The organism is Ramlibacter alkalitolerans (assembly GCF_016722765.1).
GTDB lineage: Bacteria > Pseudomonadota > Gammaproteobacteria > Burkholderiales > Burkholderiaceae_C > Ramlibacter > Ramlibacter alkalitolerans.
In genome coordinates this window covers 1-16,347 of sequence record NZ_JAEQND010000011.1, presented here as the reverse complement: position 1 = coordinate 16,347, position 16,347 = coordinate 1, and the positions used below count along the sequence as shown (strand labels likewise).

Below are 16,347 nucleotides of genomic sequence, written 5' to 3'. Positions count from 1 at the left end.
AATCCGTCCCGCTATCTGGGAACGCCCACGTGACCGCCACCTCCTCCACCGCTGGCTCCGCCCAGACCGTGGGTCGCGCCATCCAGCTGCTGCGGCTGGTCGCCTCCAGCCAGGCGCGGCACCTGCGCCTGGTCGACATCGCGGAGATGGCGGCGCTGGACAAGTCGACGGCCCACCGCCTGTTGCAGCGCCTGGTGCAGGAACGCATGCTGGTGCGCGATGCGGGCCACCGCGGCTACCGGCTCGGGCCCCTGCTGTACGAGCTGGGGCTGGCGGCGCTGCCGGAAACGAGCCTGCGCGAGCTGTCGCAAGGCGCGCTGCAGCAACTGGCGCGCGGCACCGGCGACATGGCCTTCCTGGTGGTGCGCAGCGGCTTCGAGTCGGTGTGCCTCGATCGCATCGCCGGCAACTTCGCGATCCAGACCATGACGCAGGGCGTGGGCGACCGGCATCCGCTCGGTGTCGGCGCCGGCGGCCTGGCGATCCTGGCGGCGCTCGGCGAAGCGGAGGTGAAGGTGGTGCTCAAGGCCATCGCGCCGCAGTTGCGCCGCTACCGCCTGACCGAGCGCGCGCTGCGCGAGCGCCTGGTGGCCGCGCGCGAACGCGGGCCCGCGCTCGACGAAGGCAGCGCGGCGCTCGACGTCACCGCCATCGGCCGGCCGATCCGCGACCGTGCCGGCGCGCCGCTGGCGGCGGTGTTCGTGGCCTCGATCCGCAGCCGGATGACGGAAGTCCGACTGCGGGATGTGGACAAGCGCCTGGTCGCCTGCGTGACGGCGATCGAATCGGCGCTGCCCCGGTAGGCCTTTCGTCCTTCTTCCGCCCCCGCCCGTCCCTGGCGCTCGGACGAATCCTAGGGACCCTCGGCCCGGGGGGGAGGGCGAATCGGAATGTTCCGAGCGTTTCTTCAGTGGACGCTGATGTTGCCGCCTGGGCGATGGGCGCACAGTACTTCCCATGGAGGGAGATGCAGCCCACCGCAACAAGACGGACCGGACCGCCAAGGAGTCGGACTTATGAACACCCTGAACGCATTGATTGGCCTTTTCGTGGTGCTGGCCTGCACCGGCATGTTCTTCTTCGCGACCACGCGCGGCACCCTGATCGTGCGCGACCTCACGGGCGGGCGCCACACGCCGGAATCGCACGTGTACCCGATCTACTCCCGGATGGGGCTGATCAAGGTGGTGGACTTCCAGCCGATCATCTCCGCGATCCTGCTGTTCCAGTACCCGCGCCTCGTGACCAAGATCGTCAACGGCCTCAAGGCCACCAACCTCAAGGGCAAGCAGGTGCTGATCACGTCCTGCGCGTTCGGCAACGTGATGCCGCGCACCATCGCGGCCTCCATCGGTTCGGGGGCGAGGAAGGTGGTGGTCGCCGACATCATCCGCAACGAACTGCAGCACGCCCGCAGCAAGCTGGATCACCAGTTCGGCAAGAAGATCGATTACGTGGAGTCGGACGCCACGTCGATGAAGCTCAAGGAAGGCTTTGCGGACGCCAACATCATGTTCTTCCTGCTGCACGAACTGCCGCACGACCTGAAGATCAAGGCGCTGCAGGAAGCCGGCCGCATGCTGGCCAAGGGCGGCAAGCTGTACCTCGGTGAGTTCCACAAGCCCGGCTCGCTGTTCTTCCAGTTCCTGAGCTGGACGTACTTCAAGGTGTTCGAGCCCCTGGGCCTGGCCCTCTGGGACAGCCACGACCCGGTGGCGCTGCTGCAGGACATGGGCGGCTGGAGCGTCGAGCGCCAGACCTTCTTCTTCGGCAATTTCCAGATCGTCACCGCGACGAAGCTGTAAGCCAGCACACGCGCCAGCGACAAAGGACGCCATCACCGGCGTCCTTTTCCTTTTTCGGGGCTCAGCGTGGGCGCCTGCCTACACGGCTTGTCGGACCCATCCGGCGGGCAGGGTGCGTGACACTTGCGCACCGGCAGGCGCGCCTCCGTCGCGCTTTCAAGCCGGGCCAGCCTGGGTCGTGGTCGCGTGTCCCACTCCCGCGGTATCGCTGGCGCAGTACCTTGTGGCGTGCGCAGTGCAGATAAGGGATCCAGGCCATGCAGATGCTGTCGGAGTTCGAGAAGTTCGGGGATGACCGTTTCGGTGCCCGGCCCCGCGACGAAGCCGCGGGGGGAACGGGTGCCAAGCCGGCGGGTCCGGAACTGCTGGGCTCGGCGAAAGCGCCAGTCGCCACGACCGAGGGTCGGGGCGACCGCCACACCATCAGCCTCACCACGGCCTACGGCGAAGTCGTGGCCGAGGAGGACGTGGCCGATGCCGATTACGGCGCCGCGCTGCGCCGCATCTACGACGAGGCCGTGCCCCGTGCGAACGCGATCGTGGTGCTCGATGGCGTGATGCACACCCGCAACTCCTTCCTGGAGTTCGTGCGCGAATTCAACGACTGGGCCGCGCGCCAGCGCGGCACGACGGCGGCGGCCTGAGCCGCCGCGCTGCTCACCGCGATGGCGTGGCCGGCGGTGGGGGCGGCACCGGCGCCGGCAGGAAGTTGGGCGATCCGCCCGTGAATCCGGGGAAGGTGCCCGTGAAGCCGGGCGAAGGCTGCGTGACCGGCGGTACCGGCGTGGGCACCGGGATGGCCGTGACGTCGACCGGCACCTCCGTGCCCGGGGCCGCGCCTGCCGTCGCCTGCACCGGCGTCGTCTGCGCCAGCGTGGACAAGGCATCGAGCAGCGGCCGCTTCTGTTCCTCCAGTTCGCGATAGCGGGCGTAGAGGCGGTCGCCTTCAGCCTGCAACTCGTTCATGCGCTGGGTGCGCGCGTTGTCGTCGCGCTGGAGATCGTCGACGCTGGGCGGCGGGGTGAGCGTGGAAAGGCGGTAGATCGGCAGCCTCTGCAGCGCCAGCCGCTCCTCGTTGCGCCGCATCTCCAGCACCATCTGGAACTGCTGGTAGACCGCGACCTGCTCCTGCGACAGGCGGTTGAGCGCGCCTTCGACCCGCTGCGTCTGCTGCGCGATCGCGGCGGCCGTCTGCGCGAATCCGGCCGGAGCGGCGAACAGGGCGACAGCCAGGGCAATCCAGCGCAAGCTCATGGAGCCTCCTTGACGGCGGGGACGCGATCAATGTAGCACGGCCTCCGCATCTGGAGCGTAGGTCCGCGCCGCGCGCGCCGGCGCCCGCGCCGGGCCCGGCTCAGGGTCGGCCCGGATTGTGATCGGCCGCGCCGGTCGTGACAGTCGAAACCCATCACTTTCGCCGCGGCCGCCCCTTCGCGGACCGCTGCCGCGCCCAGGAGACCCACGATGGCCCAACTCGAAGTCAGCGATTTCGCGCAGGCGGTGATCGACCGCATGGCGGAATGCAAGGACCCGCGCTTCCACCAGATCATGAGCTCCCTGGTCAAGCACGCGCACGCCTTCATGCGCGAAGTCGACCTGACCCCGCAGGAATGGATGGCGGGCATCCAGTTCCTCACGGCCACCGGCCAGAAGTGCGACGACAAGCGCCAGGAATTCATCCTGCTGTCGGACACCCTGGGCCTGTCGATGCTGGTCGTGGCGCTGGACCAGGCGCGCGGCGCCCGCGCACTGGCGGACCAGCCCGGCGAGAAGCCCACCGAGGCCACCGTGCAGGGCCCGTTCTTCTGGGCCGGGGCACCGCAGCTGGAACTCGGCGCCGACATCGGCGAAGGCCATCCCGGCGAGCCGACCTACTACCACGGCCGCGTGACGGACACCTTCGGTCAACCGATCGCGAACTGCGAAGTCGACGTGTGGTCCGGCGACGCCGACGGCCTGTACGACATGCAGAAGGGCGACAACATGAGCCTGCGGGCCCAGTTCCGCACCGACCAGGAGGGCAACTACCGCTTCTGGTCGATCAAGCCCACGTTCTATCCGGTGCCGGGCGACGGGCCGGTCGGCACGATGCTGGACAGGATGGGACGGCACCTGAACCGGCCCGGGCACATGCACATGATGCTGCAGGCGCCCGGCCACGAGCGGCTGGTCACGCACATCTTCGTCAAGGACAGTCCGTATCTCGACTCGGATGCCGTCTTCGGGGTGCGCAACAGCCTGATCGTGGAGTTCCCGAAGCATGCGCCAGGGCGGGCGCCGGACGGGCGGCACATGAACAAGCCGTATTACACGGCGGAGTACGATTTCCGGCTGGTGCCGTCGGCGGCCTGAGCGCTGGGGTTCGCGCTTCGCTGCTCACCGCCAGCCTACCTACCCAAAGGCAAGGGATGAAGATCGGCAAGGCCACCGTGCCGCGCTCGGCGATCACCACGTCCAACGCGGACACGATCGTCGTGCGCGGGCAGGATCTCTCGCGCGACCTGATCGGGCAGGTGAACTTCGCCGACTACTTCGTGTTCCTGCTCACCGGCCGCAAGCCGGACGCGGCAACCAGCGCGGTCGTCAACGCCACGCTGGTGGCGATCGCCGACCACGGGCTCGTGCCCAGCGTGCAGGCCGCCCGCATGACCTATGCCGCGGCGCCCGAGGCGCTGCAAGGCGCCGTGGCGGCGGGCATCCTGGGTTGCGGCTCCGTCATCCTGGGCGCCTCGGAAACGGCGGGGCGGATGTTCGTCGAGATCGACACCGAGGCGCAGCGACACGGCGGCGACCTGCGCGCGGCCGCCACGGCGGTGGTGAGCGCCCGGCGTGCAGCCAGGCAGGCCATCCCCGGCTACGGCCACCCGGAACACAAGCAGCGCGACCGGCGGGTCGACGCCTTGTTCGAGGTGTCGCGGCGCGCCGGCGCCGGCCAGCACTTCATCGAGATCGCGCAGGTCGTCGAGGAGGTGATCCCCGGCATCGTCGGCAAGGACCTGAAGCTGAACGTGTCGGCGGCGATCCCGGCCGTGCTGCTGGGCGTCGGATTCCCGGTCGGTGCGCTCAAGGGCGTGCCGATCCTGGCCCGCACCGCGGCCCTCATCGCACACCTGAACGAGGAGCAGAGCGATCCGATCGGCTTCGCGCTGTCGTACCAGGCCACGCGCGAATTCGAATACACGGGCGAGATGCCCAAGTGAGGACCCCTGCATGATCAAGGTCCTCGAAGGCGTGCGGGTGCTGGAGCACGGCACCTTCATCACCGGTCCGGCGGCCGCGATGCTGCTCGCCGACCTGGGCGCCGACGTCGTGAAGGTGGAACTGCCCGGCACGGGGGATCCGTTCCGCGCCTTCAAGGGCGGGCTGTATTCGCCGCACTACCAGACGGTCAACCGCAACAAGCGCAGCGTCACGCTGGACACGCGCAAGCCGGAGGACCTGGAGAAGTTCGACGCGCTGGTGCAGGATGCGGACGTCTACATCCAGAACTTCCGCCCTGGCTTCGCCGAGCAGATCGGCGCCGGCTTCGAGCGCCTGCGCGGGCTCAATGGCAAGCTGGTGTACTGCGCGATCAGCGGCTTCGGTGCCAGCGGCCCCATGGCGCGTCGGCCCGTGTACGACAGCGTGGCGCAGGCGGCGAGCGGCTTCCTGGGCCTGCTGGTGAATCCGGCCAATCCGCGCGTGGTCGGTCCCGCCATCGCCGACATGCTGACCGGCTTCTACGCCGCCTACGGCGTCCTCGGCGCGCTGGTCGAGCGCGAGAAGCACGGCACGGCCCGCCGCGTGGACCTGTCCATGTTCGAGGCCATGACGCATTTCAACCTCGATGCGTTCACCCACCTGTTCTCGGCGGGCGAGGTGATGGGCCCTTACAGCCGGCCGAGCGTCTCGCAGTCGTACGTGCTCGAATGCAGCGACGGCAAGTGGCTGGCGCTGCACATGTCCTCGCCGGAGAAGTTCTGGCAGGGGCTCGCCAGCGCGATGGAAAAGCCGGACCTGTTCGACGACGAACGCTTCGCCAGCCGCGAGGCGCGCATCTCGCACCAGGAGGCATTGACGGAGGTGCTGCGGCCGGTCTTCCTGCAGCGCGATCGCGCCGCCTGGTGCGAGCGGCTGGCGGCCCATGACGTGCCGCATGCACCCATGTACACCACGGCGGAAGTGCCGGACGATCCGCAGGCGCAGCACCTGCAGCTGTTCGTCGAGGCGCAGCATCCGGCGGGCGGGCGCTTCCGCACCGTGCGTTCCCCCGTCTCCTTCGACGGCCAGCGGCCGCTGGAGGTGACGGCGCCGCCGCTGCTGGGGGAGCACAACGAGGCATTGAACCAGGGCTGGAAACCACGACCGCTCTCACCGTAGGCTGGCGGTGACGCGCGGCAGCGCCGGAACCCCAGCGATTCGGGACAGCGACACAACCAGGAGACAAGCATGACCTTCACCCGCCGCCGCATCCTTTCCGCCGCCGGCGCCGCGCTGGCACTGCCCGCGCTGGCGCAGACGCCCGCCGGCCAGCCGATCCGCATCGGCAGCACGCTGGCGCTGACCGGGCCGCTTTCCGCCACGGCGCTCACGCACAAGCTGGTGGGCGAGATGTACGTGGAGCAGTTGAACAAGCGCGGCGGCCTGCTCGGTCGCCGCGTCGAATGGATCGTGAAGGACGACCAGTCCAAGCCCGACCTGGCCCGCACGCTCTACGAGCAGCTCGTGACCAGCGACAAGGTCGACCTGCTGATGGGCCCTTACGCCACCGGCGCGATCCTGTCGGCCATGGGCGTGGCGCAGCGCTACGGCAAGGTCCTGATCCACCACACCTTCGGCATCCCCGCGATGGCCAAGTTCGACATGCAGTTCCCGGCCTGGGCGCTCGGCCCCGACCCCGGGCAGACCGTGCCGAACACGGTGTTCGACATGCTGGCCGCGTCGAAGAAGCCGCCCAAGACCATCGCGGTCGTCACGAGCAAGTTCCCCTCGGTGCACTTCATGTCGCTGGGCGGCCGCGAGGTGGCGAAGAAGCGCGGCCTGAAGGAAGTGCTGTTCCTCGAATGGGACTTCGGCAACCGCGACTTCGGCCCGATCGCCGCGCGCATCAAGGATGCGAAACCGGACTTCGTCTGGATGGGCGACATCGGCCTGGAAGGCAACATGCTGCTCGATGCGATGAAGAAGATCGACTACACGCCGCCGCTGCATTTCCACACCTATCCGGCGCCCGGCCCGATGACCAAGTCGCCCGAGGGCGACGGCGCCCTGGCCCTGACCATCTTCGAGGAGCATCCGCCCTTCACCAACCACGGCGAGGCGGCGGCCTTCGTCAAGACCTTCAACGAGCGCGCCGCGGCGGCCGGCCTGCCGGACACGCACGTGGAAGTGCAGGCCGCTGCTTCGTACTCGGCGTGGCAGATCCTGGAGGCGGGCGTGCGCGGCGCCAACAGCCTCGACGACAAGAAGATCGCCGAGTTCCTGAAGAAGAACCGCATCGACACCATCCAGGGACGGCTGCGCTTCGACGGGCCCAACAACTACGGCGACGACCTCATGAAGATCAAGCAGGTGCAGGGCGGCACCTGGAAGGTCGTGTGGCCGCAGTCCTTCGCGGCTCCGGGCGCCTCGCTGCAGATGCACTGAGCGGCGCGAGGACGATGCAGCTCCCCAGCTTCAACCTCCTCGCCCAGGCCATCCTCTCCGGCATCTTCATCGGGGCGCTGTATGGCCTGATCGGACTGGGGCTGGGGCTCACCTGGGGGCTGCTGCGGCAGATCAACCTGTCGCACTTCGGCCTGGTGTTCCTGGGCGGCTACCTGAGCTACCAGATGGCCGGCGCGTGGCATGTGGACCCGCTGCTCGCGCTGGTGCTGGTGCCGCCGCTGTTCTTCCTCATCGGCGTGGGCATGCAGTGGGTGCTCTCGCGCTTCGCCATCACGCCCTTCAATTCGCTGCTGGTCACCTTCGGCATCACGGTGGTGATCGAGGCCGGCATCCAGGGCATCTGGACGGCCGACTACCGCAAGCTGGAGTCGCCCTACAGCGCGATGAAGTTCATGGTGGGCAGCCTCTACGTGCCGATCCCCGAACTGCTCACGCTGGTGCTGGCGCTGGGCATCTCCTTCGGCGTCTGGGCGGGCATGCGCTACACGGACCTCGGCAAGGCCTTGCGCGCGATGGCGGAGGACGGCCCGATCGCCGCCGCCTTCGGCATCGACTCGCGCCTGCTCTCGCTGGTGCTGGCCGGCGGCTGCGCCGCGCTCGCGGGGGTCGCAGGCGTGTGCCTGGCGCTCACCTTCACGCTCACGCCCTCGCAGATCTTCGCCTGGGTCGGCGTCGTGTTCGCCGCCGTGATGCTGGGCGGGCTCGGCAGTGCGCTGGGGCCGCTGGTGGCCGGCGTGATCATCGGCGTGAGCGAGGCAGTGACGATGGCGGTGGCCTCGCCCTCCTGGGCGCCGATCGTGTCGTTCTCGCTGCTGATCCTGATGCTGCTGTTCCGCCCGGGTGCCGCGCGATGAAGCGCACCATGCTGGCCATCGTAGTCGTGGGCCTGCTGCTCGCGAGCCTTCCCTGGCTGGGGGTGCCTTCGTTCTACGAGTCCATCCTCTACCTGGTGTGCCACTGGATGGTGCTGGCGCTGTCGTGGAACATCCTCTCCGGCTACTCGGGGTACTTCTCGTTCGGGCACGGCGCCTTCTTCGGCATCGGCATGTATGCCACGGCGGTGCTTGCCGGAAAGCTGAACTGGCCCTTCCTCGCGACGCTGCCCTTCGCCGCGCTGCTGCCGGCGCTGCTCGGGCTGCTGCTCGGGTTCGTCGTGTTCCGCGTCAAGGCCGTGCGCGGCGAGCTGTTCGCGCTGCTCACGCTGGCCGTCACCTTCGTGGTGGCCACCATCATCCTGAACACGCCGATCGATGGCGGCCCGGGCGTGTACCTGAATGCGGTGGACGTGCCCAAGCTCGCCCCGACCGCATCGGGGTCGATCTACCTGATGGTGCTGGCGGCGGCGGTGGTGACCTTGCTGGTGGCCTATCGCGTGCAAGCGTCGCGCCTGGGCATCGGCCTGTTCGCGATCCACGACGACGAGGACGTGGCGGAGGTGATGGGCGTGCCCACCTTCCGCTACAAGCTGGTCGCCTTCGCGCTCTCGTGCGCGCTCGCGGGCGTGGCGGGCGGCATCCATGCGCTGTTCGTGCAGTACGTGACGGCGGGCGAGACCTTCAACATCACGGTGCCGCTGACGGTGGTGCTCATGAGCGTGCTGGGTGGCACGCGGCACTGGGCGGGGCCGGCGATCGGGGCGACGGCGATCACCGGGCTGCTGTACTTCTTCACCGCGGGGGATCACGCGGTGGCGGGTCGCGCGGCAGTCGGGGCGATCCTGGTGCTGGTGATCCTGTTCATGCCGCAGGGGATCCTGGGACACTTCCGGCGGCGCCGGCCGAAGACGGCGGATGCGGCTGTGACGGCAGGCGAAGCCGCGAAACCGGGCGAAGCCGTAACCACAGGCGAAGCCGCAAGAGCGGGCGAGGCCGCGACCACAGGCGAAGCCGCAAGAGCGGGCGAAGCCGTCATCCCGGGAACTGCCCGGGACCCAGAACCGCCGCGAGCGGCGGCCCGCACGACCCCTTCCGCGCCCCTCCTCGAAGTCCGCGCCCTCTCCAAGGCCTTCAAAGGCGTGCAAGCCCTAGACAAGGTGAACCTGCAGGTGCGCCAGGGCGAGATCCTCGGCCTGCTCGGCCCGAACGGCTCCGGCAAGTCCACGCTGATCAACGTCGTCAGCGGCCACTATCCGCTCTCCGGTGGCGAGATCCTGTTCGACGGCCGCAATCTCACCGGCGCCCCCGCGCACCGCATGGCGCACGCGGGCATCGCCCGCACCTACCAGATCCCGCGCCCGTTCGCGCACATGACGGTGCTGCAGAACGTCTCGCTGGTCGCCATGTTCGGCTGCGCCTCGCTGCCGCAGAAGCAGGCGGTGCGCGAGGCGTGGAAGTGGCTGGAATTCACCGGCCTGCAGGCGCGCGCCCATGCGCTGCCCGAAGACCTGAACCTGCACCAGCGCAAGTTCCTCGAACTCGCGCGGGCGCTGGCGGCGCGGCCGCGGCTGGTGCTGCTGGACGAAGTGCTGTCCGGCCTCACGCCCGGCGAGATCAACGAGGCCATCGAGCTGATCCGCCGCATCCGCGACCAGGGTGCGACCATCGTGTTCGTGGAGCACGTGATGCGCGCCGTCATGGCGCTCACGGACCGCATCGTGGTCCTGAACCACGGCAAGCTGATCGCCCAGGGCGAGGCCGCGGAGGTCATGAAGGACAGCGAAGTGGTCAACGCCTATCTCGGCAAGCCGGCCTATGCTTGACGTCGCAAGGCTGCAGGTGAACTACGGCGCCGCGCCGGCGCTGTGGGACGTCTCGGTGAACGTCGCCCGCGGCGAACTGGTGTGCGTCGTCGGCCCGAACGGCGCCGGCAAGAGCACGCTGATCAACGTGATCGCCGGCCTGCATCGCGCGCGCGCAGGCCGCCTCGTGTTCGAGGGCGAAGACATCACGCAGCTGCCCAGCCACCGCTTCTGCGCCAAAGGCATCGCCATCGTGCCCGAGGGCCGGCGGCTCTTCACCGGCATGACGGTGGAAGAGAACCTGGCCCTGGGCAGCTTCCTGCCGCAGGCGAAGGCCCGGCGCGCGGCTTCGCTGGAACAGGTGCTGGCGCTGTTCCCGGCGCTCGAGCAGAAGCTGGCGAGCCCCGCCGGCGCGCTCTCGGGCGGGCAGCAGCAGATGGTGGCGATCGGCCGTGCGCTCATGAGCCGGCCGCAACTGCTGCTGCTGGACGAGCCTTCGCTGGGCCTGGCGCCCGCCGTGGTGCTGGACATGTTCAAGGCGATCCGCGAGATCAATGCGCAGGGCACGTCCGTGCTGCTGGTGGAGCAGAACGTCGCGATGGCGATGGAGATCGCGCGGCGCGCCTACGTGATGGAAGAGGGCCGGATCGTGGCGGAAGGAACGCCCCGGGACCTGCTCTCGCGGCCGGAGATCCAGAAGGCTTATCTGGGCCTGGAGGCGGTGTAGCCGCGGCCTCCCTTGACCGTCATTCCTGCGAAGGCGGGAATCCAGGGCTGCCGCATTCGAAGGAAACACGATGGACAACTCTCTCACCGACAAGCTCCTGATCCGCGAACTCGTCGAGCGCTGGGCCGTCTGGCGCGATGCCGGCGACTGGGAGCGCTTCGCCACCGTGTGGCACCCCGACGGCGTGATGATGGCCACCTGGTTCCAGGGGCCGTTCCGCGACTTCATCCGCGTCACGCAGGAAGGCTGGGACAAGGGCGTGAGCATCCTGCACTTCCTGGGGGGCTCCGCGATCGAGGTGAACGGCGACCGCGCGATCGCGCAGACCAAGATGACGATCTCGCAGCGCGGCATGGTCGAAGGCACCAACGGCCCCGTGCTGTGCGACGTGGTCTGCACCGGCCGCTTCCACGACTTCATCACCAGGCACCAGGGCGAATGGAAGGTGCTGCACCGCCAGCCGATCTACGAGAAGGACCGCATCGACCCCGTCGACCCCAGCGCGCAGCTCAAGCTCGATCCGGACCTGCTCTCCTCGATGCCCGAGGGCTATCGCCACCTCGCCTATATCCAGACGCGCATCGGCTACAAGGTGAAGATGGACATGCCGATGCTCAAGGGCGCGCAGGTGCAGGAGCTGTACCGGCGCGGCGCGAGCTGGCTGGCGGGCGGCGCGCTGGAGCGCTGAGCGTGCGGGGCACCTACCGTCGCCGGATGCTGCTGGCCGCCGCGAGATGATGCGGCTGGTCTGATCTCTTCCTCCCCCGTTTCGGCGCAGGGCTGGGGTGGGGCGCTCCCCGCTAACGAACTTGAATCTCCCACTCATCACCGACGGCCTCTTCTACGCCGTCTCGATTCCCGCCGTGATCCTCCTGGGCGTGAGCAAGAGCGGCTTCGGCGCCGGCTTCGGCTCGCTCGCCGTGCCGCTGATGGCCATGGCCGTGACGGTGCCGCAGGCGGCGGCCATCCTGATGCCGGTGCTGTTCGTCCTCGACTGCATGGGCCTGGCTGTTTATCGACGCGACTTCGACTGGCGGCTGCTGAAGTTCCTGCTCCCCTTCGGCCTGCTCGGCACGGTGGTGGGCACGCTCTCGTTCCGCATGCTCGATGCGAAGCTGGTGGCGGGCATCGTCGGCGTGAGCACGCTGGTCTTCCTCGCGCAACGCGTGCTGTTCCCGCCCAAGGCCGACAGCCCGCCGCCGCCGAAGTGGCTGGGCGCGATCCTCACGACCGCGGCCGGCTTCACCAGCTTCGTAGCGCACAGCGGCGGGCCGCCGATCAATGCCTACGTGATGCCCCTGCGCCTGCCGCCGGTGGTGTTCGCGGCCACCATGTCGGTGTTCTTCTTCACGATCAACATCGCAAAGTGGATCCCCTACGGCTGGCTGGGACTGCTGGACGTGCGCAACATGAGCACCTCCCTCGCGCTGCTGCCCTTCGCGCCGATCGGCGTCTTCATCGGCGTGAAGGTCGCGCGCAGGATTCCGCCGGTGATGTTCTATCGGTTGATCACGGTGGGGATGTTGCTGACGGGGGTGAAGTTGGTGTGGGATGGGTTTCTGGGACGGTAGGGACGCGGCCGGGGAGGCGATCGTCCGGCGCGCACAGGAGCGGCCTTCGCCACTTCGCGGTGTAGCTCCATGCACCGGCCGTTGCGCGGTGGAGAGCGCGTCGTTTGCGTCAAGTCGCCGGCGGCTTGGCGGGGGATCTCTGGACGCAGTCGCGGCCGGAGTTCTGGCCAGAGCAGGTGCAGAAACGCGAGAGGGTGTACGCGTGAGGGCAATTCCGTGATTGTTGCGCGTGCTCAACACTCATCGAACTGTTGATGTACACGAGCGGAGTCCGCCATAGCATGCAAGGGATGCTCTGCCGGGGTGAGGGAGCATACGCTCGAATAGTCCCACCCGGCAGTCTTATCCCGCATCGTCGTGCAACGTAAACTGCGGAATATGTTGACCGACCGCTCCAATGGTCTTATCGCGCGTCCGGAACCAAATCTGGTGGAATCTCAGGGACTTACCGTCGCCTCCTTGTTGTTCTTATCCAGCGGGTGCGGGGTATGGGCGGCAGTGGTGCCGTCGAAATTACGTTAGGAGGCACCGTCCTGCTGCTCCTAATCAACCCGCCTTTCGCCTCACTGTGAGGATCGCTCGCCCGTCAACCGCCGCCGAGAGGGCTCGTTCGGCGTGGGCAAGCCCCGCGGCCGAGTACCAGCGCTGTGGTAGCCGAAATTCAGAGCTGCGGCACAATGGGGTAGCTAGGAGAAGCTGTGGCAGCAAAACCCATTCCGAAGCCGTGCTTTCTCGATCAATGTGTACCCGTCGGTGCGCGCAATGGAGAAAAGCGCTGGCGCTCGCCCGACGGATCCAGAATCTATACGTGGGATTCACTGCACGGTGAGATCGAAGCTTTCAACGCGCGAGGACGCCACGTCGGCGTACTCGACGCAGAGACGGGCTTCTTGGTCAAAGAAGCCGTGAAAGGGAGAAAGATCGATGTCTAACTTTGTACAGCAGTGCATACTTGGGAAAGCGCTGATGGAAGACATCGATGACTTCATCGATGAATGGCATGAGGGCGCGAGCAATCTTCCGCTTCACACCTTCTTGGGGATGCGAAAGTCCGAGTACGGGCTATGGGTCAGTATGCCGGAGGTGCTGCCTTTCATCATCCGCGCACATAAAGAATCTACCTCCGTCGAAGACGAGCTGGACCGTGTCGACGACGTGGCAGCAATCGCCCGATCAGACGGGCTTGCAAAGAGCAAGCAAGTTGTGGCGTGGCTAAAGAAGCAGGGACTGTGGGAATAGACTTGAAGCCCGAGGTCAACCTCGGGAGACGGCTAGTTCAGAAGAGGAACTTGAAGCCGCCAGTTGACGTCGCCGCAATAGTGGGTGAATACGCGGAACTTCTCTTCAAGCCGTTCCCTTTTATTGGGGTAGATGGCCTTTCTGTGAATCTCAAGGTTCCTGGTAAGAAGACAAAGGTCATTGTCAATTCTCTGAACCCTGAGGTCAGACAGCGCTTCACATTAGCGCACGAACTTGGCCATATCCTGATTCCGTGGCATGTCGGAACTATCGCAGACTCTCTCGAGCCCAGTGAGGTCGATGACTCTTTAGCGTACTGGCAAATGGAACTTGAGGCGAATACATTCGCCGCTGAAGTTCTTATGCCAGCTCACTGGCTTGTACCGCAACTAGCGGGGAAGGCAAATCTAGCGCGGGCGCATGCAGATGTCACGCACATCTGCCAAGTGTCGCCCATGGCCGCGGCGCGCCGGATCTCAGATCTCACACCTGATCACGTGGTGTATGCGACTGAGAGAGATGGGCAAGTCGAGTTCTCTGGGCGCTCGAGTAGCACGCTCGCGAGTTCTATCCCATGGGGGGCGGAGTGGCCGACGGAGCCGTACCCATATGCGGTCTCCTACGATGTGCGGCCGCTACAAGGAGGACGAAGGGCGCACTGGTGGAGGTTGCCAAAGGAGCTCGATGTTCAGTCCAGTGACACTCGTGAGTGGCGCGAGATTCTTTCCACGATCGTCAGCGACTTGGGACTATCTGGCAAAGCTGCAGAGAAATTCAAAGCCTCCGTCAGTGGCGTTCTTGCATACGCCAACTCTGCTACAAAGCAGTCGGCTGACTACTCCATTCAACGTGTGGCCGCTGCAGCATTTCAACGCCTGCAGGATCGCGACGAATACCGAGAGTTCGTGAAGCACGAGCTCTTCAACGCATTCTTGCTCAGAAAGTCAGAGGAGCTTTATGAGCGTAATCGAAAAGAATGATCAACGCGCGCTCGCGAACCACGCCGCGTCAAGGAGGTCCCGCGCACTTGCCTCCTAACAGGTCGTTCGACGCGGACACGCACCGGCAAGGCGCCGCAAGCCGTGCGCGGAAGCATACGTCTTGCGGCGCCTTGCCGGTGCGCGCCGGTCAACTCCGACGTTTTGCCGCAGTCCGCTGATCTCTTGGGTTTGCAGCGGCCACGCGCTTGCGCAGCGAACTGCCCGCTGGGTACGTCATTCGTGGTGTGGCACAAGTTGCGGCTCTTGCGAGCGCCTCGAACCGCTGTCGGGGAAGGTGCGCGCCGGGATTTCAGGCACTCGCGAGCTGTGCGCCTTGTTCGTACGTTCAGGACCGCTGTCGGTTCAAGGCAACCGCAGTATCGAGCGCAGTCGCTGGCGCCCAGCGGGTGCAGAATCCCGGCCCCAAGCGAATGCTGCTCTCGTTTTTCCCGGGGCTGGCAGCTCAAAATACCGCGCCCTCTTCAGAGGTCCTGGCATAACAGGCCGGTCGAGACGGACACCCAGCGGCAGGGCGCCACGAGGCGCAGCTGGGAATCATGCACCTCGCGGCGCCCTGCCGCTGGGTGCCGCTCACCTTCACGTTAGGCTGCACTTTGGCCAATCGGACGACCCTGTCGAAGCGTAAGTACCGGCAGCTCGCGTTGAAGTCGCTGAGAAACGCTCTTCGCCTGCTCCGCGACGCAATTGCGCTGTACGAGAGTGGGTCGTTCCCAACTGCGTTCCAACTTGCGGTCTTAGCCATGGAGGAGTATGCGAAGGCGAAGTGGGTGGACCATGTCTACGAGGCCTCGATCACGAATGGCGGCTTCGGCGGCGAGGAATTTGAGCAATCCTGGCTGAAGTTGCTCTATCTGCACCCGACGAAACAAGAGGCCTTCGTAGGGCGCGAGTACTTCGAGTTTTCCCCGAAGCTCCTGAAAGCTGCTGCGGACGGTAGTCTGGAGCGGAAGAAGCAAGCCGCAACGTACGTCGGTCTCCCGAAGAAGGGAAAAAAGGTCGATGTGAACGCGCGAGTGTCCACCCCTCAATCTATTCGGCAGGCTGATGCCAAGCAGATGATTTCCTTGATTGCGCGGGAAGTGCGCGACGTGTACCGTCTCATCGAGCGCGCGGACTCGTACTTCTTCATCGAAGAACTCAACGAGGTTCTAATCTCGCATGAGGCGATGTGCGCATTCGGCTGGAAGCATGGCTCGGGTCTGAAGTCAGTTCGCTTTCGGCTTAACCACGGCATGAAGAAGCCGACGTTGCGGAAAGTGGCCTAAGCGATGGTTCAGCCTAACTGGTCGGTCGACGCGGACACGTTGCGGCAAGGGGCCGCACAGTGCCGTGGGAAATCTTGCACCGTGCGGCCCCTTGCCGCAACGTGCCGGTCACCTTCACGTTAGACCTCACGAACCATGCCCGTTACGAACTACGACCCAGAACGCGCCCCGAATCCTCGGGAGTGGCTTGCCTTACCGGAGCACGACCGAATTCGCCTTGTCAAGATGTACCACAGCGGTGCGCGCATCAAGGTCCCTGGGGCGGAGGCTCACGCCATGTTTCACGCAATCGTTGTCACCGACCGCCGTATAGGAGCCACTTCGTGATCGGCATGTAGGAGCCAGTTGCCGACCGGCGTAATGGAGCCACTGCGTGATCGCCGTATTGGAGCCAGTCGCGGATCGGCATATTGGAG

At 66.4% G+C, this 16,347-nt stretch carries 17 protein-coding genes; 16 read left to right on the top strand and 1 reads right to left on the bottom strand.

From position 1 onward, the window contains the following. Positions 1-29 precede the first annotated feature (29 nt). The 3 genes from JI746_RS28245 to JI746_RS19185 all read left to right on the top strand — a co-directional run bounded on the left by JI746_RS28245 (position 30) and on the right by JI746_RS19185 (position 2,449). Entirely contained in the window at positions 30-803 is a 774-nt protein-coding gene (locus JI746_RS28245; RefSeq protein WP_201691884.1) for an IclR family transcriptional regulator, read from the top strand. Positions 804-1,016: 213 nt separating this feature from the next. Beyond that, the gene (locus JI746_RS19190; protein ID WP_201691883.1) at positions 1,017-1,805 is read left to right on the top strand and encodes a class I SAM-dependent methyltransferase; all 789 of its coding nucleotides are present in this window, start codon (positions 1,017-1,019) and stop codon (positions 1,803-1,805) included. Positions 1,806-2,062: 257 nt separating this feature from the next. Then, a complete protein-coding gene (locus JI746_RS19185; RefSeq protein ID WP_201691882.1) occupies positions 2,063-2,449 on the top strand; it encodes a hypothetical protein in 387 nt (128 codons plus the stop codon). A gap of 13 nt (positions 2,450-2,462) precedes the next feature. On the opposite strand, the gene JI746_RS19180 is transcribed toward JI746_RS19185, so the two are convergent. Next, entirely contained in the window at positions 2,463-3,059 is a 597-nt protein-coding gene (locus JI746_RS19180) for a hypothetical protein (RefSeq protein ID WP_201691881.1), read from the bottom strand. A 210-nt stretch (positions 3,060-3,269) separates the two neighbouring features. On the opposite strand from JI746_RS19180, the gene JI746_RS19175 reads away from it, so the two are divergent. The 13 genes from JI746_RS19175 (at position 3,270) to JI746_RS19115 (ending at position 15,931) form a co-directional block, all read left to right on the top strand. Then, a complete protein-coding gene (locus tag JI746_RS19175; protein WP_201691880.1) occupies positions 3,270-4,157 on the top strand; it encodes a dioxygenase family protein in 888 nt (295 codons plus the stop codon). A 56-nt stretch (positions 4,158-4,213) separates the two neighbouring features. Next, on the top strand, positions 4,214-5,005 hold the full coding sequence (locus tag JI746_RS19170) for a citryl-CoA lyase (protein WP_201691879.1): 792 nt from the start codon (positions 4,214-4,216) through the stop codon (positions 5,003-5,005). A gap of 10 nt (positions 5,006-5,015) precedes the next feature. Continuing rightward, a complete protein-coding gene (locus JI746_RS19165; RefSeq protein WP_201691878.1) occupies positions 5,016-6,164 on the top strand; it encodes a CaiB/BaiF CoA transferase family protein in 1,149 nt (382 codons plus the stop codon). 69 nt (positions 6,165-6,233) lie between these two features. Continuing rightward, positions 6,234-7,430 carry an amino acid ABC transporter substrate-binding protein gene (locus JI746_RS19160; RefSeq protein WP_201691877.1) on the top strand — a complete coding sequence of 399 codons (1,197 nt, stop codon included), beginning with the start codon at positions 6,234-6,236 and terminating at the stop codon, positions 7,428-7,430. Positions 7,431-7,444: 14 nt separating this feature from the next. Next, positions 7,445-8,305: a branched-chain amino acid ABC transporter permease gene (locus tag JI746_RS19155; RefSeq protein ID WP_201691876.1), complete on the top strand. Its 861-nt coding sequence runs from the start codon at positions 7,445-7,447 to the stop codon at positions 8,303-8,305. 8 nt (positions 8,306-8,313) lie between these two features. Next, a complete protein-coding gene (locus JI746_RS19150) occupies positions 8,314-10,149 on the top strand; it encodes a branched-chain amino acid ABC transporter ATP-binding protein/permease (RefSeq protein WP_236599977.1) in 1,836 nt (611 codons plus the stop codon). Continuing rightward, complete coding sequence (locus JI746_RS19145) at positions 10,142-10,855, top strand: ABC transporter ATP-binding protein (protein ID WP_201691874.1); 714 nt, start codon at positions 10,142-10,144, stop codon at positions 10,853-10,855. The genes JI746_RS19150 and JI746_RS19145 overlap by 8 nt, the downstream gene beginning before the upstream one ends. A 70-nt stretch (positions 10,856-10,925) precedes the next feature. Continuing rightward, positions 10,926-11,543 (top strand): nuclear transport factor 2 family protein, encoded by a 618-nt coding sequence (locus tag JI746_RS19140; protein WP_201691873.1) that lies wholly within the window; start codon positions 10,926-10,928, stop codon positions 11,541-11,543. A 121-nt stretch (positions 11,544-11,664) separates the two neighbouring features. Continuing rightward, the gene (locus JI746_RS19135; RefSeq protein ID WP_201691872.1) at positions 11,665-12,426 is read left to right on the top strand and encodes a sulfite exporter TauE/SafE family protein; all 762 of its coding nucleotides are present in this window, start codon (positions 11,665-11,667) and stop codon (positions 12,424-12,426) included. Between the two features lie 698 nt (positions 12,427-13,124). Continuing rightward, positions 13,125-13,358 (top strand): colicin E3/pyocin S6 family cytotoxin, encoded by a 234-nt coding sequence (locus JI746_RS27800; RefSeq protein WP_201691871.1) that lies wholly within the window; start codon positions 13,125-13,127, stop codon positions 13,356-13,358. Positions 13,359-13,392: 34 nt separating this feature from the next. After that, entirely contained in the window at positions 13,393-13,665 is a 273-nt protein-coding gene (locus JI746_RS19125) for a hypothetical protein (protein WP_201691870.1), read from the top strand. Between the two features lie 2 nt (positions 13,666-13,667). After that, positions 13,668-14,645, top strand: a complete 978-nt coding sequence (locus tag JI746_RS19120; RefSeq protein ID WP_236599976.1) for an ImmA/IrrE family metallo-endopeptidase — start codon at positions 13,668-13,670, stop codon at positions 14,643-14,645. A 557-nt stretch (positions 14,646-15,202) separates the two neighbouring features. Then, positions 15,203-15,931 carry an AbiV family abortive infection protein gene (locus JI746_RS19115; protein WP_201691868.1) on the top strand — a complete coding sequence of 243 codons (729 nt, stop codon included), beginning with the start codon at positions 15,203-15,205 and terminating at the stop codon, positions 15,929-15,931. Positions 15,932-16,347 lie beyond the last annotated feature (416 nt).